22 protein-coding genes are annotated in these 23,309 nt (G+C 74.4%); 9 read left to right on the top strand and 13 right to left on the bottom strand.

Annotated features, from left to right (window positions below; translation table 11 throughout):
- The 3 genes from KPL57_RS53325 to KPL57_RS53315 are packed head-to-tail and all read right to left on the bottom strand — an operon-like array spanning position 1 to position 1,561.
- Positions 1 to 396, bottom strand: a complete 396-nt coding sequence (locus KPL57_RS53325) for a hypothetical protein (RefSeq protein WP_226350599.1) — start codon at positions 394 to 396, stop codon at positions 1 to 3.
- A 42-nt stretch (positions 397 to 438) separates the two neighbouring features.
- Positions 439 to 954 carry an isochorismatase family protein gene (locus KPL57_RS53320; RefSeq protein ID WP_226350657.1) on the bottom strand — a complete coding sequence of 172 codons (516 nt, stop codon included), beginning with the start codon at positions 952 to 954 and terminating at the stop codon, positions 439 to 441.
- Between the two features lie 16 nt (positions 955 to 970).
- Positions 971 to 1,561: an ATP-binding protein gene (locus KPL57_RS53315; RefSeq protein WP_226350600.1), complete on the bottom strand. Its 591-nt coding sequence runs from the start codon at positions 1,559 to 1,561 to the stop codon at positions 971 to 973.
- Between the two features lie 110 nt (positions 1,562 to 1,671).
- Here KPL57_RS53315 and KPL57_RS53310 point away from each other — a divergent pair, with 110 nt between their 5' ends.
- The 7 genes from KPL57_RS53310 to KPL57_RS53280 all read left to right on the top strand — a co-directional run bounded on the left by KPL57_RS53310 (position 1,672) and on the right by KPL57_RS53280 (position 9,145).
- Complete coding sequence (locus tag KPL57_RS53310) at positions 1,672 to 2,709, top strand: LacI family DNA-binding transcriptional regulator (protein WP_226358019.1); 1,038 nt, start codon at positions 1,672 to 1,674, stop codon at positions 2,707 to 2,709.
- A 247-nt stretch (positions 2,710 to 2,956) separates the two neighbouring features.
- Positions 2,957 to 3,724 carry an ATP-binding cassette domain-containing protein gene (locus KPL57_RS53305; RefSeq protein ID WP_226350601.1) on the top strand — a complete coding sequence of 256 codons (768 nt, stop codon included), beginning with the start codon at positions 2,957 to 2,959 and terminating at the stop codon, positions 3,722 to 3,724.
- Between the two features lie 80 nt (positions 3,725 to 3,804).
- Positions 3,805 to 4,863 (top strand): ABC transporter permease, encoded by a 1,059-nt coding sequence (locus KPL57_RS53300; protein ID WP_226350602.1) that lies wholly within the window; start codon positions 3,805 to 3,807, stop codon positions 4,861 to 4,863.
- Position 4,864: 1 nt separating this feature from the next.
- Positions 4,865 to 5,860: an ABC transporter substrate-binding protein gene (locus tag KPL57_RS53295; RefSeq protein WP_226350603.1), complete on the top strand. Its 996-nt coding sequence runs from the start codon at positions 4,865 to 4,867 to the stop codon at positions 5,858 to 5,860.
- A gap of 95 nt (positions 5,861 to 5,955) precedes the next feature.
- Complete coding sequence (locus KPL57_RS53290) at positions 5,956 to 6,684, top strand: SDR family oxidoreductase (protein ID WP_226350604.1); 729 nt, start codon at positions 5,956 to 5,958, stop codon at positions 6,682 to 6,684.
- A 74-nt stretch (positions 6,685 to 6,758) separates the two neighbouring features.
- Positions 6,759 to 8,240 (top strand): FGGY family carbohydrate kinase, encoded by a 1,482-nt coding sequence (locus KPL57_RS53285; protein WP_226350605.1) that lies wholly within the window; start codon positions 6,759 to 6,761, stop codon positions 8,238 to 8,240.
- Positions 8,237 to 9,145, top strand: coding sequence for a tagatose-bisphosphate aldolase (locus KPL57_RS53280; RefSeq protein ID WP_226350606.1), 909 nt, complete (start codon positions 8,237 to 8,239; stop codon positions 9,143 to 9,145). The genes KPL57_RS53285 and KPL57_RS53280 overlap by 4 nt, the downstream gene beginning before the upstream one ends.
- 42 nt (positions 9,146 to 9,187) lie before the next feature.
- Here KPL57_RS53280 and KPL57_RS53275 read toward each other — a convergent pair whose 3' ends face one another.
- Positions 9,188 to 9,649 carry a MarR family winged helix-turn-helix transcriptional regulator gene (locus KPL57_RS53275; RefSeq protein ID WP_226350607.1) on the bottom strand — a complete coding sequence of 154 codons (462 nt, stop codon included), beginning with the start codon at positions 9,647 to 9,649 and terminating at the stop codon, positions 9,188 to 9,190.
- A 47-nt stretch (positions 9,650 to 9,696) separates the two neighbouring features.
- Between KPL57_RS53275 and KPL57_RS53270 the strand changes: the two genes are divergently transcribed.
- Complete coding sequence (locus tag KPL57_RS53270) at positions 9,697 to 10,083, top strand: DUF5313 family protein (protein WP_226350608.1); 387 nt, start codon at positions 9,697 to 9,699, stop codon at positions 10,081 to 10,083.
- Between the two features lie 7 nt (positions 10,084 to 10,090).
- On the opposite strand, the gene KPL57_RS53265 is transcribed toward KPL57_RS53270, so the two are convergent.
- Genes KPL57_RS53265 through dctP form a run of 3 tightly spaced genes read right to left on the bottom strand, consistent with a single transcriptional unit; the run spans position 10,091 to position 13,034 of the window.
- Complete coding sequence (locus tag KPL57_RS53265) at positions 10,091 to 11,380, bottom strand: TRAP transporter large permease (protein WP_226350609.1); 1,290 nt, start codon at positions 11,378 to 11,380, stop codon at positions 10,091 to 10,093.
- Positions 11,380 to 11,961 (bottom strand): TRAP transporter small permease, encoded by a 582-nt coding sequence (locus tag KPL57_RS53260; protein ID WP_226350610.1) that lies wholly within the window; start codon positions 11,959 to 11,961, stop codon positions 11,380 to 11,382. Before KPL57_RS53260 ends, KPL57_RS53265 begins: the two co-directional genes overlap by 1 nt.
- Positions 11,958 to 13,034 carry a TRAP transporter substrate-binding protein DctP gene (gene dctP, locus KPL57_RS53255; protein WP_226358018.1) on the bottom strand — a complete coding sequence of 359 codons (1,077 nt, stop codon included), beginning with the start codon at positions 13,032 to 13,034 and terminating at the stop codon, positions 11,958 to 11,960. Before dctP ends, KPL57_RS53260 begins: the two co-directional genes overlap by 4 nt.
- A 274-nt stretch (positions 13,035 to 13,308) precedes the next feature.
- On the opposite strand from dctP, the gene KPL57_RS53250 reads away from it, so the two are divergent.
- Positions 13,309 to 14,130 carry a CoA ester lyase gene (locus tag KPL57_RS53250; RefSeq protein ID WP_226358017.1) on the top strand — a complete coding sequence of 274 codons (822 nt, stop codon included), beginning with the start codon at positions 13,309 to 13,311 and terminating at the stop codon, positions 14,128 to 14,130.
- A gap of 48 nt (positions 14,131 to 14,178) precedes the next feature.
- On the opposite strand, the gene KPL57_RS53245 is transcribed toward KPL57_RS53250, so the two are convergent.
- The 6 genes from KPL57_RS53245 to KPL57_RS53220 are packed head-to-tail and all read right to left on the bottom strand — an operon-like array spanning position 14,179 to position 23,309.
- Positions 14,179 to 15,987, bottom strand: coding sequence for a hydantoinase B/oxoprolinase family protein (locus KPL57_RS53245; RefSeq protein ID WP_226358016.1), 1,809 nt, complete (start codon positions 15,985 to 15,987; stop codon positions 14,179 to 14,181).
- Positions 15,984 to 18,095 carry a hydantoinase/oxoprolinase family protein gene (locus tag KPL57_RS53240; protein WP_226358015.1) on the bottom strand — a complete coding sequence of 704 codons (2,112 nt, stop codon included), beginning with the start codon at positions 18,093 to 18,095 and terminating at the stop codon, positions 15,984 to 15,986. Before KPL57_RS53240 ends, KPL57_RS53245 begins: the two co-directional genes overlap by 4 nt.
- Positions 18,092 to 19,159, bottom strand: coding sequence for an LLM class flavin-dependent oxidoreductase (locus KPL57_RS53235; protein ID WP_226358014.1), 1,068 nt, complete (start codon positions 19,157 to 19,159; stop codon positions 18,092 to 18,094). The genes KPL57_RS53240 and KPL57_RS53235 overlap by 4 nt, the downstream gene beginning before the upstream one ends.
- Positions 19,152 to 20,546 (bottom strand): MmgE/PrpD family protein, encoded by a 1,395-nt coding sequence (locus KPL57_RS53230; RefSeq protein ID WP_226358013.1) that lies wholly within the window; start codon positions 20,544 to 20,546, stop codon positions 19,152 to 19,154. Before KPL57_RS53230 ends, KPL57_RS53235 begins: the two co-directional genes overlap by 8 nt.
- Positions 20,547 to 20,574: 28 nt before the next feature.
- A complete protein-coding gene (locus tag KPL57_RS53225) occupies positions 20,575 to 22,149 on the bottom strand; it encodes an amidase (protein WP_226358012.1) in 1,575 nt (524 codons plus the stop codon).
- Positions 22,146 to 23,309 (bottom strand): acyl-CoA dehydrogenase family protein, encoded by a 1,164-nt coding sequence (locus tag KPL57_RS53220; protein WP_226358011.1) that lies wholly within the window; start codon positions 23,307 to 23,309, stop codon positions 22,146 to 22,148. The genes KPL57_RS53225 and KPL57_RS53220 overlap by 4 nt, the downstream gene beginning before the upstream one ends.

Genomic DNA, 23,309 nt, shown 5'->3' with positions numbered 1-23,309 from the left:
TCAGCGACGGGGCGCGAGCAGCCGGGCCGCCAGCAGCGCCCCGGCCAGGGCCAGCGGCAGCTCCAGCAGCACGGCCTCGGCCACGGCGAGCGCGGCGCCGGAGGTCCCCGCGGCGGTGGTGACGTCGAACCAGGCGTCGACGACCAGCAGCGCGGCACCGGCCGCCGCGGTCAGCGCCGCCCGCACGTCGCGCGCCCGCAGCAGCGCGGCCGTGGCCAGCGCGGCCACGGCCGTCCCGACGTCGAGGCCGGCCCACACGACGTCCCAGTGCCGTGCGGTCGCCGTCCCCGGCAGCGCCCACCCGGTCACGGCGGCGATGAGCAGCAGCGCCGCGCCGACGACGGCGAGCACGGCGGTGGCGGGGACGGGACGCGGGGCCGCGACGGTGGTGGTCACCCGGCCACGGTCCCGCCGCATCCTGTGCGCGGGCTGTGCGCCCTACCTGAGGAGCTTCTGGACCTCGCGGAAGCGCGGGTGCGCGGCGTCGCGCAGCCACTCGAACAGCACCATCTCCGAGGTGACGATCTCGGCCCCGGCCGCGCGGGCGCGCTGCAGCGCCAGCTGCTCGTCCTCGACGAACCGTGAGCCGACCGCGTCGGCGACGACCACCACCCGGCGGTCGTCGGCGAGCAGCTCCAGCACGGTCTGCAGCACGCAGACGTGCGCCTCCACCCCGGCGACGACGATCTCGCCGCGTCCGGGCGGGAACAGCACGCCGTCGTCGGCGGCGAAGCGGGTCTTGGGCACCACCAGGTGCGGCAGCCCGGCGAGCGGCTCGACGGTCGGGCCCAGCTTCTCCGGGACCTGTTCGGTGGCCAGCACCGGGACCTCGAGCAGGGTCGCGGCCTCGGCGAGCCGGGCGGCCCGGGCGACGACCCGCTCGCCGTCGTGCATCGCGGGGACCAGGCGCTCCTGCAGGTCGACCAGCAGCAGGACCGCGGCGGCGGAGTTCATCAGCACCGGCCCCACGCTACGGCCGCGACGCCGTCCGGACACGGCCGCCCAGCGCCGCCGCCAGCTCCTCGATCCGCACCGGCAGCCCGGTGTCGACCGGCAGGTGCCCGACGGCGGGCGGCCGCAGGTCGAGGCCGTCCAGGTGGGCGTCGAGGTCGGCGAGCTTCGACGCGTCCCGCGCGGCCCCCCGGCCCCGCAGCCGTTCGCGCAGCACCGCACGGGAGGCGTGCACCCAGACCAGGCGGGGCAGGCCACCGGCCTCGCGCAACCGCCGCTCGGTCGCGGCCCAGGCCGCCGGGTCACGGCGCTCCCGGGTGAAGGGCGCGACCAGGACCGCCGGGGTGCCGCAGGCCAGGCAGTCCTCGGCCAGCGCGAGGAGCGTCTCGTAGCGCGCGTCCCGGGTCGCCTCGGCCAGCACGGCGCCGTCGAGGTCGTCGCTGCCCAGCAGGCCCGCCACGACCGAGACCAGGGGAGCGGTGGCCGTGTCGAGGTCCAGCAGGGACGCCCGCAGGTGCGCGCTCAGCGCTCTGGCCACAGTGGTCTTCCCCGCTCCCGCCGGGCCGGCCAGCACGGCGACCGGCGCGTGGGGTGTGGCGCTGCTTGTCATCGGTGTCATGATGCCCTCGCACGGTGCGCCGCACCAGAGGCGGTGTTCGAGGGGCGGCGGTGGTGGGCCCCGGTCGCGGCCCACGACGACGCGAGGGGGATGCACGGCAGATGGCGACGATGCGTGACGTGGCGCGGCAGGCGGGCGTGAGCGTCAAGACGGTCTCGAGGGTCTTCAACGAGGACCGCCACGTCCTCCCGGAGACCCGCCGCCGGGTGGAGGAGGCCCTCGCCGCCCTCAACTACACCCCGAACATGCTGGCCCGCACGTTCCGCGACGGCCGCTCGCCGGTGATCGGGCTGGCCGTGCCCAGCATCTCCGACCCCTTCTTCGCCGCCATCGCCGACGGGGTCGAGCAGGTCGCCGCCCAGCACGACATGTCCGTCCTGATCACGAGCCTCGGTGCGGAGGGCGCGCGCGAGGAGGGGATCGTCGAGTCGCTGCTGCGCCGCCAGCTGGGGGCCCTGGTGATGGCGCCGACGGCGACCGACCAGGGCTACCTGTCGCGCTGGTCGTCCAAGCTGCCCCTCGTGTTCGTCGACCGCCCGCCCCGCGGGATCGACGCCGACTGCTTCGTCGAGGACGACCTCGGCGGCGCGCGGACGGCGACCGCGCACCTGATCGACCGCGGCCACCGGCGGATCGCCTTCGTGGGCAACTCCGAGGACATCTCGACGACCGCGAACCGGCTGCACGGCTACCGGGCCGCCCTGGAGGAGGCCGGGCTCCCCTTCGAGCGGGACCTGGTCCTGCTCGGGGCGACCACCGCCGCGGGCGCCGGGCGCGCCGCGGCCGCGCTGGCCGCCGCCGACCCCGCTCCCACCGCGGTGTTCTCCTCCGACGCCCAGACCACGATGGTGCTGGTCCCGGCCCTGTCCGGCCGCCGGCTGGCGATCGCGGCGTTCGGTGACTTCCCGATGGCGGCGACGCTCTCGCCGGCGCTCACGGTGGTCGACCAGGACCCGGACGCACTGGGGCGGCTGGCCGCCCAGCGGGTGCTCCACCGGCTCGAGGGCGACGACCGGGAGCCGAGCAGCCTGGTGACCCTGCCGGTGCGCCTCATCGAACGGGCCTCCTGCCGCCCCCCGCACGACCTCGTCGAGCTGTTCCCGTCGACCACCCCGTCCGGCGGGGACGCCCGGTCCTGACCCCGTCCGTTCCGGGGTGGAAGGCGCCGGACGACGCGCCTTGACACCGATGACATGGCCTGGTTTCCTTCTCCCCGGCGCGAGATGACACCGATGTCATCGAGCGGCCACCCGCACGACCGGCACCGCAGCCCCTCGCCCGCTCGCACGGCCTCGAGCCTCTGGTGCCGCCCGGTACGGCGGCACCCGGCACCGCGCGCGCCGCGACGCCGGCAGCACCGCCACGGACGCCACAAAGGAGTGAGAGATGTCAGAGCCGCTGTTGCGGGCCGAGGGGATCACCAAGCAGTACGGCCAGGTCACGGCGCTGCAGGGCGCCGACTTCGACGTCCACGCCGGCGAGGTGGTCGCCCTCATCGGCGACAACGGCGCCGGCAAGTCGACGCTCGTGCGGATGCTGTCGGGCAGCGAGCAGCCCGACGCCGGTCGCATCGAGTTCGAGAACCGTGAGGTCGTGCTGGGCAGCCCCATCGCGGCCCGCGAGCTCGGCATCGAGACCGTCTTCCAGGATCTCGCCCTGGCGCCCCACCTGGACCCGATCCAGAACCTCTACCTCGGGCGCGAGGTCATGCGGAAGGGCCTGCTCGGCAAGCTCGGCTTCATGGACACCGCCGCGATGCGGGAGTCCGGCGAGCGGAACTTCACCAGCCTCGGCTCCACCGTGCGCAGCTTCTCCAGCCCGGTCGGCGCCATGTCCGGCGGCCAGAAGCAGTCCATCGCCGTGGCCCGGGCCGCCGCGTGGGCCAGCAAGGTCATCTTCCTGGACGAGCCGACCGCGGCGCTCGGTGTGGTGCAGACCAAGGGCGTGCTCGACCTCATCCGCCGGGTCCGCGACGAGGGCATCGGCGTCGTGTTCATCAGCCACTCCATGCCGCACGTGCTCGAGGTCTCCGACCGCGTGCAGGTGATGCGCCACGGCCGTCGCGTCGCCGTCTACCGCGGCTCCGGGACGAGCGTCGAGGAGCTCGTCGGCGCCATGACCGGTGCGCTCGACCTGCGTGAGGCGGGGGCATGAGCACCGACACCCACTCCCGGACGGGCGACCGGGGACGACGCCCGGCCGGCCCCACGTCCGCTGCCGCGAAGGAATCTCCCGTGACCACGACCGCCGCCGCGCCGGCCGAGCCCCGCCGCGTCCAGCGCCTGCTGCGCCTGCAGGCCCTGCAGATCGTCCTGATCCTGCTGGTGATCGTCGCGATCTTCGGGACGCTGGCCCCGATCTCGTTCCTGTCCGGCTTCAACATCCGCAGCATCGTCATCAACACCTCGATCCTGGCGGTGCTCGGCGTCGGGATGACCTTCGTGATCATCACCGGCGGGATCGACCTGTCCGTCGGCAGCGTGCTGGTCTTCTCCGGCGTCGTGGCCAGCAAGGTCATGGTCGCCGCCGGGGGCGAGGGGTGGGGGGTGGCCCTGCTCGGCGCGGTGGTCGCCTGCCTGTCCGGCCTGATGTGGGGGCTGGTCAACGGCGTCCTCATCGCCAAGGCCAAGGTGCCCCCGCTCATCGTCACCCTGGGCAGCTTCGGTGCGGCCCTGGGCTTCGCGCAGATCATCACCGGCGGCATCGACCTGCGTGCGGCCCCGGAGGTCCTCGTGGACACCGTCGGCTTCGGCAACGTCGTCGGCCAGGTCCCGACCCTGTCGGTGATCGCGGGACTGGTCGTCGTGCTCGGCATGGTCCTGCTGCACCGGACCCGCTTCGGGCTCCACACCTACGCGATCGGCTCCAACATCGAGGCCGGGCGCCGCACCGGCATCAAGGTCGACCTGCAGACGATCAAGGTCTACGCCTTCGCCGGCCTGCTCGCCGGGTTCGCCGGCATCCTCAACCTGGCCTTCTTCCAGTCCACCACCATCGGTGGGCAGTCGAACACCAACCTCAACGTCATCGCGGGCGTCGTCATCGGCGGCACGAGCCTCTTCGGGGGCCTCGGCACGATCTTCGGCACCGTCATCGGTCTGTTCATCCCCACCACCCTGCAGAGCGGCTTCGTGATCATCGGGGTCCAGCCGTTCTGGCAGCAGGTCGTGGTCGGTGTCGTCCTCGTCGCCGCGGTCTGGCTGGACCAGAAGCGCCGCACGAACGCCCAGTCGGGCAGACCCCGTCAGTCCGTCCTCGCCCGTCTGGGGCGCGGCTCCTCGAAGGGAAACTGAAGTGCGCAGGAACAGTGTCGTTCTCTCCGTCGGCCTGGCCGCGGCTCTCGTCGCCTCGCTGAGCGCCTGCGGTGCGGCGGAGGGCAACGCCCCCGCCGGGAGCACCGGCGGGGACGCCAAGAAGATCACCTTCATCCAGGGCGTGGCGGGTGACAACTTCTACATCTCCATGCAGTGCGCCGCCGAGCAGGAGGCCCGCACGCTGGGCGTCTCGCTCGACACCCAGGGCCCGCAGAAGTTCGACCCCACCCTGCAGACGCCGATCCTGTCCTCGGCGATCGCCGCCCGGCCGGACGCGATCATGATCGCGCCCACCGACGTCAGCGCCATGCAGCAGCCGATCGACCAGGCCATCGCCGCCGGCATCAAGGTCGTGCTCGTCGACACCACGCTGAACGACACCGCGAAGGTGTCCTCGCAGATCTCGTCGAACAACCTCGGCGGTGGCGCGGCGGCCTTCGATGCGATCAAGCAGCTGGCCCCCGGCGGCGGCAAGGTCCTCGTGATCGACAACCAGCCCGGCATCAGCACCTCCGACGCGCGGACCGCCGGCTTCGCCGAGGCCGCGAAGAAGGACGCCGCCTACACCGACCTCGGCGTGCAGTACGCCCAGAACGACGTCGCGAAGGCCGCGCAGCTGGTGACCGCCGCACTGCAGAAGGACCCCGACATCGTCGGCGTCTTCGCGACCAACCTGTTCGGCGCCGAGGGGGCCGCCACCGGCGTCCGCCAGGCGGGCAAGCAGGGCGCGGTCAAGATCGTCGGGTTCGACGCCGGACCGGACCAGGTCAAGGCGCTGCAGGAGGGCACGATCCAGGCGCTCATCGCCCAGCAGCCGGGAACCATCGGCACCGACGGCGTGCAGCAGGCGGTCGACGCGATCGAGGGCAAGCCGACCGAGGCGAAGATCCAGACCGACTTCACGATCATCACCGCGCAGAACCTCGACTCGCCCGCCAGCCAGGCGGCCGTCTACAAGTCGGACTGCTCCGGCTGACCCGCCTCCCTCCGCGGGCCCGGAGTCCTCGGGCCCGCGGAGGGGCTCCATCCCCGCCCGTCCGGGCCGACGCCACCCGAGAGGAACCCACCACCATGTCCGACGTCGACGGCCGCACCGTCCTGGTCACCGGAGCCGCCGGCGGGATCGGGGGAGCCACCGTGCGCCGGCTGGTCGCCGCCGGTGCCGACGTCGTCGCCGCCGGCCGCGACGAGGCGGGCCTGGCCGACATCGTCGCCGCGACCGGTGCCCGCCCGCTGGCCTTCGACCTCGAGTCCGAGGACGAGGTCCGGGGGGCACTGGAGGAGCTGGACCTCTGGGGGGTGGTCAACTGCGGCGGCGTCGGCGGGGAGATCGCGACGCCCCTGGACACCGACATCGCGGTCTTCGACAAGGTCATCAGCGTCAACGCGCGGGGCGCGCTGCTGGTCACCAAGTACGCCGCGCGGTCGATGGTCCGCCTCGGGCGGGGCGGCTCCATCGTCAACGTCTCCAGCCAGGCGAGCCTCGTGGCACTGCCCGGGCACGTCTCCTACGGTTCGTCCAAGGCGGCGCTGGACAACATCACCCGTGTGTCGGCCCTGGAGCTGGGCCGGTACGGGATCCGGGTCAACAGCGTGAACCCGACCGTCGTCATGACGCCGATGTCGGCCTGGTACTGGGGCCGCGAGGACGTCGGGCCCCCGTTCCTCGAGGCCATGCCGCTGCACCGCTGGGCCACCGAGGACGAGATCGCCGCGCCCATCGTCTTCCTGCTCGGCGACGGCGCCTCGATGATCACCGGCGTGTCGCTCCCGGTCGACGGCGGCTACAGCTGCCGCTGAGCGACCGGTACCCCCTCCCGACCGTGGGAGGCCGGTGATGCCGCAGTGGCGTGCATGACACCGATGACATGACCGTGAGCACCGCTCAGCACCACCGATACGTCCAGGAGGGAACGGGCATGGCGAACGGCATGCACATCGGGCTCGACGTCGGCTCGACCCAGACCAAGGCCGTGGCCTACGACGACCGGGGCACCGCACTGGGCCGGTACAGCGCCGACACCCCGTGGCGCGTGTCGCGGACCGGGGAGAGTGAGACGACCGGCGCGGCCCTGGTGGACCGGGTGCTCGCCGTGCTCCACGGCCTGCTCGCCGGGCTGCCGCCCGAACGGGGGCCGGTGCTGTCCCTCGGCGTCACGGGCATGGCCGAGAGCGGCGTCCTGCTCGACGGCACCGGGGCGGAGGCGGCACCCGTCGTCGCCTGGTACGACCCCCGCGGCGGCGCGCAGATGGCCGCGCTGCCGGCGCCGGTCCGGGAGGCGTTCACCGCCGCCACCGGGCTGCGCGCCGACGCCCAGCCCAGCGCCGCCTCCCTGGCCTGGGGGCTCGGGCACGGGTGGCGCGTCACGCCGTCGTCGACCTGGCTGAGCGTGCCGGAGCACGTGGTCGCCGCCCTGGGCGGCGAGCGTGTGGCCGAGCCGTCGCTGGCCTCGCGGACCGGGCTGCTCGACACCGCCCGGCTCGCACCCGCCGACCACGTCGCCGACGCGCTGGGCCTGCCCCCCACACTGCTGCCCCCGCTGCGCCCCGCCGGCACCGGCGCCGGGCGGATCACCCGGACCGACGTCGACGCCCGGCTGCGCGGCGCGGTGCTCACCGTCGCCGGGCACGACCACCCCGTCGCGGCCCTCGGGGCCGGCGCCACCGACCCGGAGCACCTGTTCAACGGGGCGGGCACCGCGGACGTCCTGCTGCGCTCGGCGGCCACCCCGGTCTCCCCGGCCGACCGCGCCCGGCTCGCGGACGCGGGCGTGTCGGTGGGTGCGCACGTGGTCGACGGGCTCAGCGCCGTGCTCTGCGGTGTCAGCGCCGGGGTCATCCTGCGCCGCATCCTGTCGCTGGCCGGCGCCACCGAGGGCGACCGCCGCGACGCCGTCGACGCCGCCGCCGCGCGGGTGCCCCGCCCCGTCCCGGGCGTCACGGTGCGGGCGGGCGGCCGCGGCAGCGACGACGTGCAGATCGTCCTGACCCGGGAGGCGGACCCCGCCGAGCTCCTGGCCGCCGCCCTGCACCACGTCGGAGAACGGACCTCGGCCCTGCTGGACCTCGTCACCTCGGCCGTCGGACCGCACGTCTCGGCGCTCTGTGTCGGCGGCTGGACGCGGATGGCCAGCGTGCGCGCCCTCAAGCACGACGTACTGCCGCGTCTGGAGTTCTCCTCCGTCGCGCTGCCCGGGTGCCGCGGTGCGGCGGCGCTCGGTGCGCTGGCCGCCACCGGCGCCACCGACCAGACCGGCCTCGCGGCCGTGCTGGCCGACTGGGGCCCGCCGCGCGCCGCCGGCGTCGGCGCGACCCCGTCCCACGAACCCGCCCACCCAGGAGAAGGATCACCGTGAACGAGCTGACGACCCTCGAGAAGCGCGCGATGGCGCGCATCAGCACCGCCGACGGCCACATGCTCATCGTCGCCGCCGACCAGCGCAACAGCATGAAGGCCGTCATGCAGGACGCCCCCGACGGCCCGGAGTCCATCAGCCGCGAGGAGCTCGCGCAGGCCAAGGGCGACCTCGTCCGCCACCTCGCGAGCCACGGCCCGGCCATCCTGCTCGACCCCGAGGTGGCGCTGCCGCAGCTCGTCGACGACGGCACGCTCGACGCCTCGGGCACCGCGCTCGTCGTCGGGATGGACGCCTCGGGCTACGAGACCGTCGACGGCCTGCGCCACACCCGGTTCAGTGCGGGCGTGACCCCGCGGACCGTGCGCGACCTGGGCGGCGACGCCGCGAAGATGCTCTGGTACCTGCGCCCCGACCGGCAGGGCGCCGACTCCGACGTGGTCCGCGGGATCCGCGAGCTGGTCGAGGCCTGCACCGCCGAGGGCGTCCTGCTGATCGTCGAGATCCTGCTCTACCGGCTGGAGGGGGAGACCGACGAGCAGTACGCCGAGCGCTTCCCGCAGCTCGTCGCCGACGCCGCCCGCCTCTCGGTCGAGGCCGGCGCCAAGGTCCTCAAGCTGCCCTACCCCGGCTCGGCGGAGGCCTGCGCCGCGGTCACCGAGGCCGCGGCGGGCGTCCCGTGGGCCGTCCTCTCGGCGGGTGTCGACCACAGCACCTTCATCGGGCAGGTCCGCACCGCGGTGGCCCACGGCGCCAGTGGGGCGATGGCCGGACGGTCGTTGTGGAAGGACTCCCTCTCGGTCGCCTCCGCGGTCCGCGAGGACCTGCTGACCCACCGGGCGCTGCCGCGCCTGCGCGAGCTGCGGGCGGCCGTCGACCGGGCCGACGCCACCGTCGGCGCCTGAGCTCCTGCTCCCGGACCGGACCGGTCCGGGAGCAGGCCGGTCTCAGCTCCGCGACGCGTCGATCACCCGGTCCAGCACCGCCCGCAGCTCCTCCAGCTCGGGCAGCGGCATCCCGAGCCGCTCCACGATCGCCGGCGGGATCGCCTCGGCCCGGGCGCGCAGGGCCCGGCCGGCGCCGGTGAGGGAGACCGCCATCGTCCGCTCGTCGCCGGGGACCCGGCGGCGGTCGACCAGCCCGGCCGCCTCCAGCCGCTTGAGCAGCGGCGAGAGCGTGCCCGGGTCGAGGGCGAGCGCGCGGGCCAGCTCACCCAGCGAGCGGGGGGAGTCCTCCCACAGCGCGAGCATCACCAGGTACTGCGGGTGGGTCAGGCCCATCGGCTCGAGCAGCGGCCGGTAGAGCGCGATGACGTTGCGGGCCGCGACGGCGAGGGCGAAGCAGACCTGCCGGTCGAGCCGCAGCAGGTCCCTACCCGTGTCACCGTCCCCCGGGGCTGCGCTCGACATGGTGGCCATCGTACATTGTTGGTGCACCAAGAATTGGGGGACCAACAGTGGACGAGCGGCCGAACCCGTTGCGGTGGCTGGCCTACGCCTACGGCGCCGGGCTGCCCGCCCGGCACCGCGGCTGGGTGCTGCACGACGTCACGACCCGGACCTGGCAGCTGCGTCACCTCGTCCGCACCACCGTCCAGCTGCTGCCGGTCGGGGTGCTGCTGTTCCTGCTCATCCCCGGCCCCGTGTACGTCCGGGCGCTGTCGGTGCTGGCCGGGGCGATCCTCGGCTACTTCTACTCGGTGGCCTACATGTACGAGTCCGCCGAGCACCGCGTCGCGAAGGCCGGGTACCCCGTGGGGCACGCGGCCGTCGTGCGGGAGCAGGCCGACGCGGGGCAGCGGGACGCGGCCCGGGAGCGCTACGAGCGGCGCTGGCGCGGCTGAACCCGGCTCACCCGCCCATCGTCTCGGGCAGCCACAGCACCACACCGGGCAGCGCGGCGAGCACGGCCACGAGCACGAGCAGCGCCGCCACGTAGGGCAGGACCCCGACGAAGATCTCCTCGGCCGGGCGTCCGGTCGCCTTCGACACGATGAACACGTTCATCCCCAGCGGCGGGGTGACCAGGCCGATCTCGGCCAGCAGGATGACCATCACCCCGAACCAGATCGGGTCGTAGCCCAGCTGCTCGACCACTGGCAGCACGACCGGGACGGTGAGCGCGAGGATCGCGAGCTGGTCGAGGAACGCCCCGAGCACGAGGTAGATCAGCGCGATCAGGGCGAAGATCGCCAGCGGCGGCGCGGCGACGCCGGCGATCGCGTCGACGAGGGTCCCGGTGATCCGGGTCAGCGTCATGAAGTAGCCGAACAGGTACGCCGAGGCGATGATCAGCAGGATCATCGCGGTCGAGGTGAGGGTCTCGACGAGCGCGTCGCGGATCCGGGCGAGGTCGAGCCGCCGCCGGGCCAGCCCGATGACCAGCGCACCGGCGACACCGAGGCCCGCCGACTCGGTCGGCGTCGTCAGCCCCAGGTAGATCGAGCCGACGACCAGCAGGAACAGCAGCGCGACGGGGCCGAGGACGGGGACCGTCCGCAGCTTCTCGGCCAGGCTGTACCGGCGGCCGGCCGGCGCGAGCGCGGGCTTGCGGTGCACCAGGAACAGCGTCGTGACGATGATCGTCACCGTGACGAGCAGCCCGGGCACCAGGCCCGCGACGAGCATCTGGCCCACGCTGACCTCGGCCAGGATCGCGTAGAACACCAGGATGATGCTGGGCGGCACCATGGCGGCGAGCGTGCCGACGACGGCGACCAGGCCGTTCGCGAGCCGGCCGTCGTAGCGTTCGCGCTCCATCTCCGGGATGGTCGTCGAGGCCAGGGCGGCCGCGGCCGCGGTGCTCGACCCGGAGACCGCGGCGAAGGTGGCGCCGGTCGTCGTCGTGGCGACGCCCAGACCCGCCGGGACCCGCCCGACCCACACCCGGGCCGCGGCGAACAGCTCGGTCGTGACCCCGCTCTTGAGCACCAGCTGGGCCATGAGGATGAACAGCGGGATCGCCGCGAGGGTGTAGGTCGAGACCGCCGCGTACGGGGTGGTCTCCAGGAAGCCGACGGCGGCGGACGGGCCGCCGTGGGCGAGCAGTCCGACGACGGCGCTCACCCCGATCGCGACACCGACCGGTACCCGGGCCAGCAGCAGGACGAACAGCAGGACGAGGACTCCGGCGAGCACCATCAGGCGATCTCCTCCGCGGCCGAGGTGAGGGGGGTTTCGGGGGCGGCGGGCGCGGGGCCGCGCAGGTCGTGGACCAGCGTGTGCAGGCACCGGAGCACCGCGAGCCCCGCGCCGATCGGCACCAGCACCGCCGAGGTCCACACCGGCCACGACAGCTCCGAGGCCCCGGCCAGCGGGACGTCGCCGTGGCGGAGCGCGCCCGCGGTCAGGAGCAGCCCGCCGTAGCCGACCAGCGCCAGGAACACGGCGGTCAGGGCCGACCCGGTGACCGCGAGCACGCGTCGTCCGGCCGGTCCCAGGCGCTTGTGGACGAGGTCGATCCGGACGTGGGCGCCCTCGCGGACCGTGTAGGACAGCCCGAGGAAGAACAGTCCCACCAGCGCGTAGTCGCCGACGAAGCCCACCGACCAGGACAGCGGCGCCCCCACCAGGTAGCGCAGGGCCACGTCGATCACGATCAGCGCGACCGTGACGACGACGCCGGTGAGGCCGACGGCGGCCGCCGCGTCCTCGACCGTGCGCAGTACGCGGTCCACCGAGTCCGGCCGGGTCGTGCCCGCGTTCGTCGTGCCCGCGTTCATCGTGCGGCCTCCGGGGTCTCGTCGCGGGCCCGGTCGAGCGCCGCCTCCATCTCCTCCAGCGCGGCGCGGCCGGGTCGCCCGCGGGCCTCCATGTCCGCGGCCCAGTCGGCGCGCACCGAGGCGACCGCGTCCTGCCAGCGCTGCTGCTGGGCGGCGGTCAGCGCGGTGAAGGTCATGCCCCCGTCCTCGAGGGTCGACCGGGCCTGCGCCGTCTGCTCGCCCATCACCGCGCAGAGGTGGCGGGAGGTCTCCTCGCCGGCCCGGGTCATGGCGTCGCGGTGGGCCTCGGGCAGCTCCTGCCACAGCGCCTCGGAGATGGCGAAGGTGAGGGTGAAACCGCCGAGCGGGGCGCCCTCGGTGGCGTGCGAGGCGACCTCGTCGAGGCGGAAGGGGACCGCGCTCATCGGCGGGAGGGTCATCGCGTCGACGGTGCCGCGGGACATCGCCTCGTAGACCTCGGGTCCGGCGATGGAGACCGGGGTGGCGCCCAGGGTGCGCAGCGTCTGGTCGACGACACCGCCGGGGGAGCGGGTGAGCAGGCCGGGGAGCTGCGCCGGGTCGGTCACCGGGCCGTTGGTGAACAGCTCGTACTGCGGGACGACGCCGACGAACAGCGTCCGCAGCCCGCGGGGCGCGAACTCCTCGCGGTGCAGCAGCCCGCCCTCCCGGGTGAGCTCGCCGACCGCGCGGGCGGTGGTGCACGAGTCGGTGCTGAGGCCCGGCAGGTCGCCGACGTTGGACAGGGGGAGCTTGTCGGACAGGTAGGGCGGCGACACGACGCCGACGTCCACGGCGCGGCTCGCGACGAGCTTGACGTAGTCGGTGGACTTGCCCAGCTGCTCGGACGGGTAGTACTCGACGTCCAGGGCACCGCCGGTGAGCTCGCGGACCCGGTCGGTGAAGTGGACGATCCCGTCCCGGGACGCGGGGTGGGTCACCGGGTAGGAGTCGGCGACCACGAGGGTCCGGACCCCGTCCGGCGGTGCCTCCCGTGCGGGTGTGCAGGCGGTCAGCAGCGCGACCGCGGCGACGAGGCAGGTCGTCAGCCCGGCTCCCTTGCCCAGCGTCCTCATCGGTTCCTCTCGGCGTCGTCCCGGGCGGACCTCGCGGGAACGGCGCCGCGCCGCGCTCGCGGGGGCGGGCGCGGCCACGACACCGGCCGGGCGTCGGCGACCGGTCGGGGTGGCACGGTCCGGGGGCGGACCGTGTGGGGCGTCACAGGGAGCGTCGCACGGCGCCGACCGCGGTTTCAAGGAATCATCAGATGTTTTCCCAACGACACCTCAGAGCGCTCGATGCGCGGAGTTCGGCGTTGACAGCTAAACATCAGACATTAACCATGGACAGATGCTCGCCATCGATGCCGCGACCACCTTCCTCTTCGTCCCCGGCTCCCGCCCGGACCGCTACGACAAGGCGGTCGCCAGCGGTGCCGACGTCGTGATCGTCGATCTCGAGGACGCCGTCGCGCCCGAGGGCAAGACCGCCGCGCGGGAGCAGGTCCGGGAGTGGCTGGCCGCCGGCGGCCGGGCCGCGGTGCGGGTGAACGGCACCGGCACGCCCTGGTTCGACGACGACGTCGCCGTGGTCGCCGCGCTCGGCTGCCCGGTGGTGCTGCCCAAGGCCGAGAGCGGTGCGGAGCTCGTCGCGCTGGCCGAGCGGCTGCCCGCGGGCACCCCGCTCGTTCCCGTCGTCGAGACCGCGCTCGGGGTCCGCCGGGCCGAGGAGATCTGCGCCGCCCCCGGCGTCGTGCGTCCCGCCTTCGGCAGTGTCGACCTCGCGGTGGACATCGGCGTCGACCACCTCGACGACGTCGCACTGCGCCACACCCGCTGCGAGCTCGTCCTGGCCGCCCGCGCCGCCGGGGTCACGGCACCGGTCGACGGGGTCACGACCGCCGTCCGCGACGACGCCCGGCTGGCCGCCGACAGCGCCGCGGCGCTCGCCCTCGGCCTCACCGCGAAGCTGTGCATCCATCCCGCCCAGGTCGCCGGCGTCGCCGCGGCCTTCCGCCCCTCGGCGGAGGAGCTGGCCTGGGCGGACCGGGTCGTGGCGGCCGCGGAGACCGGCGCCGTCGCCGTGCTGGACGGGGCGCTGGTCGACAAGCCGGTCGTCGACCGCGCGGTCGCGCTGCTGCACCGGGCCGGGCGGCCGGTCCCGGTGCGCTGACCCGGGTGCGCGGGCGGGCCTCGGTGCCGGCCGGGGCCCGCCCGCGCGTCACCGGGCCGCCGCGCGCAGCCGGGCCGAGGCCTCCCGGTCCACGGTGCCCGCAGCCACGTCGACCACCACGCCGTAGTGGGTACGGGCGTCGTCGGCGGACAGGTAGTCGTCGAGCACGTCGTCGAGGACCGCGGCGGGGTCCCGCTCGAACGGGTCGCCGTAGCCGCCGCCGGAGGGCAGCCGGATCTCCAGGGTGTCCCCGTCCGCGCACCGCTCCTGGGTCACCTTGGAGTACAGGACCTCCTCGCGGTCGGTGCCCGCGTTCCGGACGAAGGACCCGGGCAGACCGTCGTGCCCACCGGCGAGGCCCCGGGGCGGGTCCGTGCGGTTGTCGGCCTCGGTCCCCATGAAGGTGTCGGTGAGCATCCGCCACTGCCGCACGCTGCCGACCCCGCCGCGCCACCGGCCGGGCGCCGGGGGCTCGTCACGCAGCTCGTAGCGCTCGGCGAGCATCGCGTGGTTGAGCTCGACCTCCTCGATGGGGTTGTTGCGGGTGTTGGCCATCAGCGAGTCGACGCAGTCGAGGCCGTCCTTGCCGTTGCGTCCGCCGTAGGACCCCTCGTTGATCTCGATGTAGACCCAGTAGGACTGCCCGTCCGGGGCCAGCCCGGAGTAGGCGATCGCGCAGAGCGCCGCCGAGGACCCGGCGACCGCACGATCGGGCAGCACGTCGGCCAGCGCCAGGTTGATCGAGTCGAAGACCCGGTTGATCTGGGAGAACCGGGCGAAGCACGACGCCGGGAAGTCCGGGTTGAACAGCGTGCCCTCGGGCGCGTAGGCCTTCGCGGGCCGGAAGCAGCCGTCGTTCTGCGGCACGAACTCCTCGGTCAGCGCCTCGTCGAGCAGCAGCGTCCGGATCGCCGAGGCGACGGTCGGGAGCACCGACCCCTCGAAGGGGACGTTGAACGCCGTCGGGACCTGCGGGTTCGACCCGGTCAGGTCGACGACGACCTCGTCGCCCTCGACCCGCACCGTGACGGCGACGGCGAGCGGCACGTCGCGGTTCTTGCCGTCGTCGTCGAGGTAGGACACCGGCGCGGCGTACTCGCCGTCGGGCAGCTCCCGGATCCGGCGCCGCAGCATCTCCTCGCTGTAGTCCATCCACCGGTCGGCCGCCGACATCACGACGTCGAGGCCGTAGCGCTGCAGCAGCTCGGTGAACCGGCGCTCGCCGAGCCGGGCGCAGGCGATCAGCGCCTCCAGGTCGCCGAGGTTCTGCTCCGGGGTGCGGACGTTGTCCAGGACGTGCTGGATCAGCGCGTCGTTGCGGACGCCGCCGTCGTAGATCTTCGCCGAGTCCAGCAGCTTGCCCTCGGCCCAGACGTCGACGACGTCCATGCACAGGCCGGGGAAGTTGCCGCCGACGTCGGACACGTGCCCGGTGCAGCCGGCGAACCCGACGTGCACGCCGCCGAAGAAGATCGGGATGACGATGCCGTAGTCCGGGCTGTGCGCCGCGCCGTGGTACGGGTGGTTGTGCAGGACGACGTCGCCCGGCCGGTAGGTGCCGGCCAGCCTCCGGTCGATGCCGCGGATGTAGGCGGGGATCGAGCCGCAGTGCATCGGCGTCGAGTCGGACTCGCACAGCTCGCGGCCGTTGACGTCGAAGATGCCGGCCCCGAGGTCCTCGGACTCGCGGATGAGGCTGGAGTACGCCATCCGGTAGAGGATCTGCGCCATCTCCTTGGCGATGGAGTTCAGCGCGCCGCCGATCACCCGCAGCGTGATCGGGTCGACCTCGACGGTCGTGTGGGTGCCGGGCGCGGTCCCGGCCAGCGACACCCCGCGGGGGTCCAGAGCGGTCATCGCGGGTCTCCTCCGGTCTGCTGGTCCTCCCGGGCGGCCCCGGTCGAGATGACGAGATGGCCGACCCGGTCGACGACGGCGCGCTGGCCGGGGCCGACGATCGTCGTCGAGTCGAACTGCTCGATGATCGCCGGGCCGTCGACGACGTTCCCCGCGCGCAGCCGGTCCCGGTCGTAGACGGTGGTGGGCACGGCGCCCGCCGTCCCGGAGGCGTCCCAGAAGATCGCCTCGACCGTGGCCCGCACGGCCGCCGACGGGTCGGGTCCGCCGCTCTCGATCTCGGCGAGGGGGACCTCGCCGACCCGGCCGACGGCGGTGACGCGGACGTTGACGATGTGCACCGGCTTGTCGTCGAAGCGCTGGGAGTAGGTCCGCTCGTGCACCTCGTGGAAGGTGCGCGAGGCCCGGGCGATCCAGTCGTCGTCGATCGGGCCGTCCGGGGCGGGGACCCGCAGCTCGTAGCCCTGGCCGAGGTAGCGGCAGTCCAGGCTGCGTTCCACGAGCACGTCGGCCGGGTCGAGGCCGTCGGCGCCGAGCTGCTCGACGGCCTGGCCGGCGAGCCGGTCGAACTCGGCGGCGATCCGCTCCAGGTCCGGGTCGTCGGTCGAGGTCCACACCGTCGCCGGGATCTCCGAGCGGATGTCGGTGGCGAGCAGACCCATCGCCGAGGCGATGCCCGGGTGGTGCGGGACGACCACCCGCGGGATGCCGAGCTGGTCGGCGATGTGCCAGGCGTACAGGGGACCGGCGCCGCCCTCGGCGACCAGCGAGAACTCGCGCGGGTCGTAGCCCTTGCGGACCGAGTGCAGGCTGATCGCCTCGGTCATCGCGTGCGCGGCGATCCGGAAGACCCCGATCGCGGCCGCGTGCACCGAGGTGCCGAGCCGGTCGGCGACGTGCTCGCCGATGGCCTTGGCCGCCAGCTGCGGCTCGATCCGCATCGACCCGGACAGGAAGCTGTCCTCGCGCAGCCAGCCGAGCGCGACCATGGCGTCGGTGCTGGTCGGCTCGGTGCCGCCGCGGGCGTAGCAGGCGGGACCGGGGGAGGCCCCGGCACTGCGCGGGCCGACCCGGAACATCCCGCCCTCGTCGACGAAGGCGATCGATCCGCCCCCGGCGCCGATGGTGTCGACCTCGGCCATCGGGACCATCGCGTGGTAGTCGCCGATCCGGGTGTCGAGCAGGTGCTTCATCCGCAGCCCGCCGTCCGGTGCGACGCCGACGTCCGCGGAGGTCCCGCCGACGTCGAGGGTGATCACGCTCGGGTACCCGGACGCCTTGCCGATCGCGCAGCCGCCGAGCAGCCCCGCGACCACACCGCTGGTGAGCAGCAGGACCGGGTTCTCGGCCGCGCGCCGCGCGGTCACCAGGCCACCGGCCGAGGTCATCAGCCCGACGTCACCGCGCACGCCGGCGTCGCGGACGGTCGTCGCGAGCCGGTCGATGTAGCCCGACACCTTCGGGCCGACGAAGGCGTTGAGCGCCGTGGTGGAGAACCGCTCGTACTCGCGGTACTGCGGGGCCACCTCGCTGGACAGCGAGACGAACACCTCCGGCGCCTCCTCGGCGAGGATGCGCTTGACCGCCTGCTCGTGGGCCGGGTTGCGGTAGGAGTGCAGGAAGCACACCGCGACCGCGGTGACCCCGGCGTCACGCAGGAGCCGGACCTGCTCGCGCGCCGCGTCCTCGTCGAGCGGCACGAGGACCTCACCGGCGGCGTTCACCCGCTCCGGGACGACGCGGCGGTGGCGGCGCCGCACGAGCTGCCACTTCTGCCACGGCAGGTCCTGGTAGGAGGAGTAGTTGAGCGGCCGCTTCTTCCGCGCGATGTGCAGGATGTCGCGGAAGCCCTCGGTGGTGATGAGGCCGACCTCGGAACCGTCGTGCTCCAGGACGATGTTCGTGGCCACCGTGGTGCCGTGCAGGAACTGGTCCAGCTCGGCCAGGTCGACGCCGAGCCGGACGCAGAGCTCCCGGACACCGTCGACGGTGGCGACCGACGGGTCGTGCGGGGTGGAGGGCACCTTGTGCACGGCCACCCCGCCGTCGTCGTCGCAGTACATGATGTCGGTGAACGTGCCACCGACGTCGACTCCCACTCGTTTCACAGTCCGGTCTCCTCGGGTCGGGGGTGCGGTCGGGAGGTCGTGGCGGGGGCGGCACGCAGCACCGGTGCCACCTCGCGGGCGAGCAGGTCCAGTGAGGCGCGGGCGTCCTCGACCGGCATGCCCGCCCAGTCGGTCCGGAGCACGAAGTGGTCGACGCCGACCTCGTCGCGCCAGGGCAGCAGCGCGGCCAGGCAGTCCTCCGGGGTCCCGACGACGAACCGGTCGCGGGCCAGCGCGTCGTAGCCGGTGCGGAAGGTCTCGGCGCCGGGCAGCACCCGGTCCTGGCCCCAGTCCGCGTACACCTCGTACTTCCCGGCGAGGTACGGCCGGGCCAGCTCGACGGCCCGCTCCCGGGTGGGCGCGCAGTAGACCTCGCGCATCAGCGGCAGCTCGGGCAGCGGACCGCGCCCGGCGGCGACCCGCTCGGCGTGGAACAGGTCCAGCTGACGGCGCACGGTCGCCGCGGTCGCGTGCGGGTTGATCATCCAGGTGTCGGCGAGCCGGGCGGCGCGGCGGACCGCGCCGTCGGAGTTCGCGGCCATCCAGACCGGCGGGACGGCCGCCGGGAGCGTGGTGGCGCGGACCCCGTCGAGGCGGCACCAGTCCACGTCGGCGTGCACCGGCTCCCCGGTCCACAGTGCGCGGACGATCCGCAGGTTCTCGGTGAACCGGCGGACCTTGTCCCCGGGCGGGATCCCGAACGCGGCGTACTCGACCTCGCGGTAGCCCAGCCCCACCCCGAACACCGAGCGCCCGCCGGTCACGACGTCGAGGCCGGCGAAGCTCTCGGCGGTGTCGACCGGGTTGTGCAGGGCCAGCAGGTGGATGCCGGTGCCGATCCGCATGTCCCCGGCCTCGGCGGCCAGTCGGGCGAGCCAGGGCAGCGGCTGGATGTGCGAGAACGACTCCGGCAGGTGGTGCTGGCCGGCGAACACCGAGTCCAGGCCGCCGTCGCGGGCGGTGCGGACCAGCGACAGCTGCTCGGCCAGCGCGAGCAGCGGGTCCCGCCCGGCGGGCTGCTGGTGGGTCAGGAACACCCCCACCCGCACCGGGCGGTCAGCCACGGCAGGCCTCGGCGAACTCCGCGACCGGGGTGTCGTCGCCGAGCCCCAGCACCGCGCGCTGCACCCGGTCGGCGACGGCGGCCGGGGCGACCGTGCCGATCGTCTCCCGGAACTTGGCGACGACGTCGTCGTTGGTGAGCGGGCGCTCGTCGTGACCGCGGTTGACCTGCTCGCGGTGGCGCAGGACCCGGCCGTCGGCCAGCTCGATCTCGATCGCGCCGGAGTAGGCGGCCGGGAAGGCGCTGTCCGGGTCGTCGGTGACCCGCACCTTCTGGGCGAGGTCGAGCGCGGCGCGGTCGGCGAGCGCGGCGTCGGACAGCTCGGTCAGCCCGAAGCGGCCGCGCAGCAGCGTGGTCGCGACGACGTAGGGGAGGCTGAACTTGGCGTCGTACTCGTCGCGGGGGGTCCACTTGGCCTCCGCCGGCTCGCACACGACCTTGCCGGGCACCGGGTGGATCGCGCAGCGGATCCCGGTGATCGCGGTGTCGCCGATCTCGGGGCGCAGCAGCAGCGCGGCGTCGGCGAAGGCGTGGATGAAGTGGCAGATCGGGTACGGCTTGACCGCGGTCCGCATCAGCTCCCAGGTCCCGCCCAGGCCCTCGCCGACCGCGCCGGGCCGGGTCTCGCGCCCGGCCAGGTGGGAGTTGTAGAGGCCGAACCGGCCCTCGTAGACCGCGCCCGGCCCGCTCCAGCCCGCCTCGGCGAACCCGGCCGCGGTGAGCCCGGACATCGCGGCCCAGCCCGGGTGCAGCCGCTTGGTCCAGGCCCCGTCGGCCAGGAACTCCAGCAGCCCGGAGCTCATCGAGCCGACGACGCCCTGCGCCGTCGCGAGACCGTCGGCGTCCAGGCCCGCGACCTTCCCGGCGGCGACGGCGGACCCGAACGCCCCGGCCACCGCGGTGGGGTGGAACCCGACGTCGTGGAACCCGCCCGCGCCGCCGATGCCGACCCGGGCCGAGACCTCGACACCGAGCACGTAGGCCAGGAGCAGCGTCCGGGTGTCCGCCCCGCGGGCGACGGCCGCGGCGAGCGCGGCGGGCAGCGCCGCGGCGGAGACGTGGGTGACGGCCGGGATGTGGGTGTCGTCGAAGTCCATGCCGTGGATCAGCACGCCGTTGAGCACCGCGGCGTCACGGGCCGGGAGCCGGTCGGGCAGGCCGAGCACGGGCTGGTCGCCCGCGCCCCCGAAGGACGACAGGGCCGCCACGGCGACCCCCGGGAAGCCGTAGGCGGTGGAGGCGAACGCCAGCCCGACGGCGTCGAGGATCAGGTGGCGGGCCCGCTCCTGCACCTCGGCGGGGACGTCGTCGAGGGTCGCGCGGGCCGCGAACGCGCCGACGGTGGCGGCCAGCGAGGTGGTCGTGGACGGGGCCGGGATGGTGGTCATCGGTGACCTCCGGGTCGGAGTGGGACGGTCAGGTGATCCGGTCGGCGACCGGTGGGGTGCGCCGGTGGTGGTCGGTGCGGTCCTGGAACAGGGCGGCGACCCGCAGCGCGGTGATCTCGTCGTGCGGACGGGCGATGAGCAGCGCCGAGACCGGGCAGCCGTCGGGGGCGAGGCCGGTCGGCAGGGCCAGCCCGGGCGCCCCGGTGAGGTTGCCGAGCATCGTGGCGCGCGACTGCGCCGCGTAGAGCGGGTACCGCTCCCCGTCGACGACGACCGTGCAGTCCGGCAGCCGCGGCGCGGTCGCGGGCGTGGTGGGGACGACGACCAGGTCGGCCCCGGCGAACACGGCGTCCAGCTCGGCCTGCAGCTGCACCCGGAACTGCAGGGCCCGCAGGAGGTCGGCGGCCGGTGTGGTGATGCCCTGGCTGATCCGGCGCACCGTCACCGGGTCGTAGTCGCCCCAGCGGTCGGCGTCGACCCGGTGCACCGCGGCGGCCTCGGTGAACACGACCTGGTAGCCGATGGGCAGCGCCTGCTCGGCCGACGGGATCTCGCCCGGCACGACGGTGGCCCCGGCGTCGGTGAGGACGTCGACGAGGTGGTCCACGCCCGCCCGGACGGCCGCGTCGCACAGCGCGGTGAGGTAGCCGCCGGGACGGGCGACCCGCAGGCCGCGCAGGTCGGCCGGGACCGTCGTGGGTGGCAGCGGCGGCAGCTGCGGCACCCGGGGGTCGACGCCGTCCGGGCCGCGGAGCAGGCCGAACAGCAGACCGACGGTGCGGGCGTCGCGGGCCAGCGGGCCGACCGTCTCGGTGGTCCAGGACAGCGGCATCACCCCGGTGCGCGGCACCGCCCCGGCCGTGGGCTTCAGCCCGGTCAGGCCGCACCAGGCCGCGGGCAGCCGGACCGAGCCGCCGACGTCGGTCCCGAGCCCGAACGGGACGACGCCGGCGGCGACCGCGGCCGCGGTCCCGGTCGAGGAACCGCCCGCCCACCGCCCGGGGGCCCACGGGTTGCGGCACGGCCCGGTCAGCGGCGGGTGCGGCCCGCCGACGGCGAACTCGGTCGTCGCGTCCTTGGACACCGGTACCGCGCCCACCGCCTCCAGCCGGGCGACGACCGTCGCCGAGGCCGCCGCCGGGGCGGCGTCCGCGCGGGTGCGCGAGGCCCCGGTCGTCGGCACCCCGGCGACGTCGATGACGTCCTTGACCGCGAACGGCACGCCCTCCAGCGGCCGGGGCGGCCCCTCGGGCGCGCGGTGGTCGCGGGCCCGCTCGTGCAGCACCCGGATCGTGCAGTTGAGCTCGGCGTGCAGGCGCTCCAGCCGCTGCGCGGCCCCGGCCGCGTGCCCGGACCACTCCGCACGCAGCTCCGCGGCGCGGGGGTCCGGCCCGGTGGGGGCGCTCCCGGCGACGGCGGGCGGGGCGAGCCACGCCTCGCCCCGCGCCGGGTCGGCGGCCGCCGCCGGGACGGGGGCCGCCCGCAGCGCCGCCACCGCGGGCTCGGCGCCCGCGACCGCGTCGTGCATCGCCGTCACCTGGCCGGGGTCGAGGGTGTACCCGAGCCGCGCGGCGAGTGCGCCCAGCTCGTCGGCCGTGCTCACCGGACGGTGGCCTTGCCGCTGAGCAGCGCCTTCGCCACCACGCCGCGCAGCACGTCGTTGGTGCCCTCGCCGATCGACATGAGCGGGGCGTCGCGGTAGAGCCGCTCGACCTCGAACTCGGTGGAGTAGCCGTAGCCGCCGTGGATGCGCATCGCGTCGAGCGCGCACTCCAGGGCCTGCTCGGAGGCGAAGATCTTCGCCATCCCGGACTCGGTGTCCATCCGCACGCCGTCGTCCATCCGCGACGCCGCCCAGTAGGTCATCAGCCGGGCCGCCTGCAGCCGCACCGCGGTCTGGGCGAGCCGCTGCTGGACGGCCTGGAAGTCGCCGATCGGCCTGCCGAAGGCCTCGCGCTCGCGGGCGTAGGACAGGGCCTCGTCGTAGGCGCGCTGGGCGATCCCGACGCTGCGGGCGGCGATGTTGATCCGCCCGGTCTCCAGCGAGGACAGCGCCTGCTGCAGGCCGCGTCCCTCGACCCCGCCGAGCAGCTGCGACGACGGGACGCGCACGCCGTCGAGCACGACCTCGCAGGACTCGGTGCCCTTGTAGCCGAGCTTGCCGATGTCGGCGGTGACCTCGAAGCCGGGAGTGCCCGCCTCGACGAGCAGGATGCTCATGCCCTTGTGCGCGGGCGAGGCCGACGGGTCGGTCTTGACCAGCACCGGGAGCGGGTCGGCGTGCCGGGCGTTGGTGATCCACATCTTGGTGCCGTCGATGACGTAGTCGTCGCCGTCGCGGCGGGCGGTGGTGCGGATGCCCTGCAGGTCGGTGCCGGCGCCGGGCTCGGTCAGCGCGATCCCGGTGCGCCGCGCGCCCGTCGCGAGCTCGGGGAGGTAGCGCTGCTTCTGCTCCTCGGTGCCGTGGTTCGCGAGCAGGAAGCAGGACACCGAGTGGCTGCCGAGGATGCCGGCGATGCCCATCCAGCCCCGCGAGATCTCCTCGAAGGTGAGCGCGAACGAGACGGTGTCGGCGGCCAGGCCGCCGTACTCCTCCGGGACGGCGAGGCCGAACAGACCGAGCTGCTTCATCCCCTCGACGATCTCGGTGGGGTAGCGGCCCGACTGCTCCCACTCCCGCGCGACGGGGACGATCTCCTTGTCGACGAAGGCGCGCAGCGTGTCCCGGTAGAGGCGCTGCTCGTCGGTGAACCGGAAGTCCAT

The sequence above is a fragment of the Pseudonocardia sp. ICBG601 genome, assembly GCF_020496245.1.
This window is presented reverse-complemented; position numbering and strand designations above follow the sequence as displayed.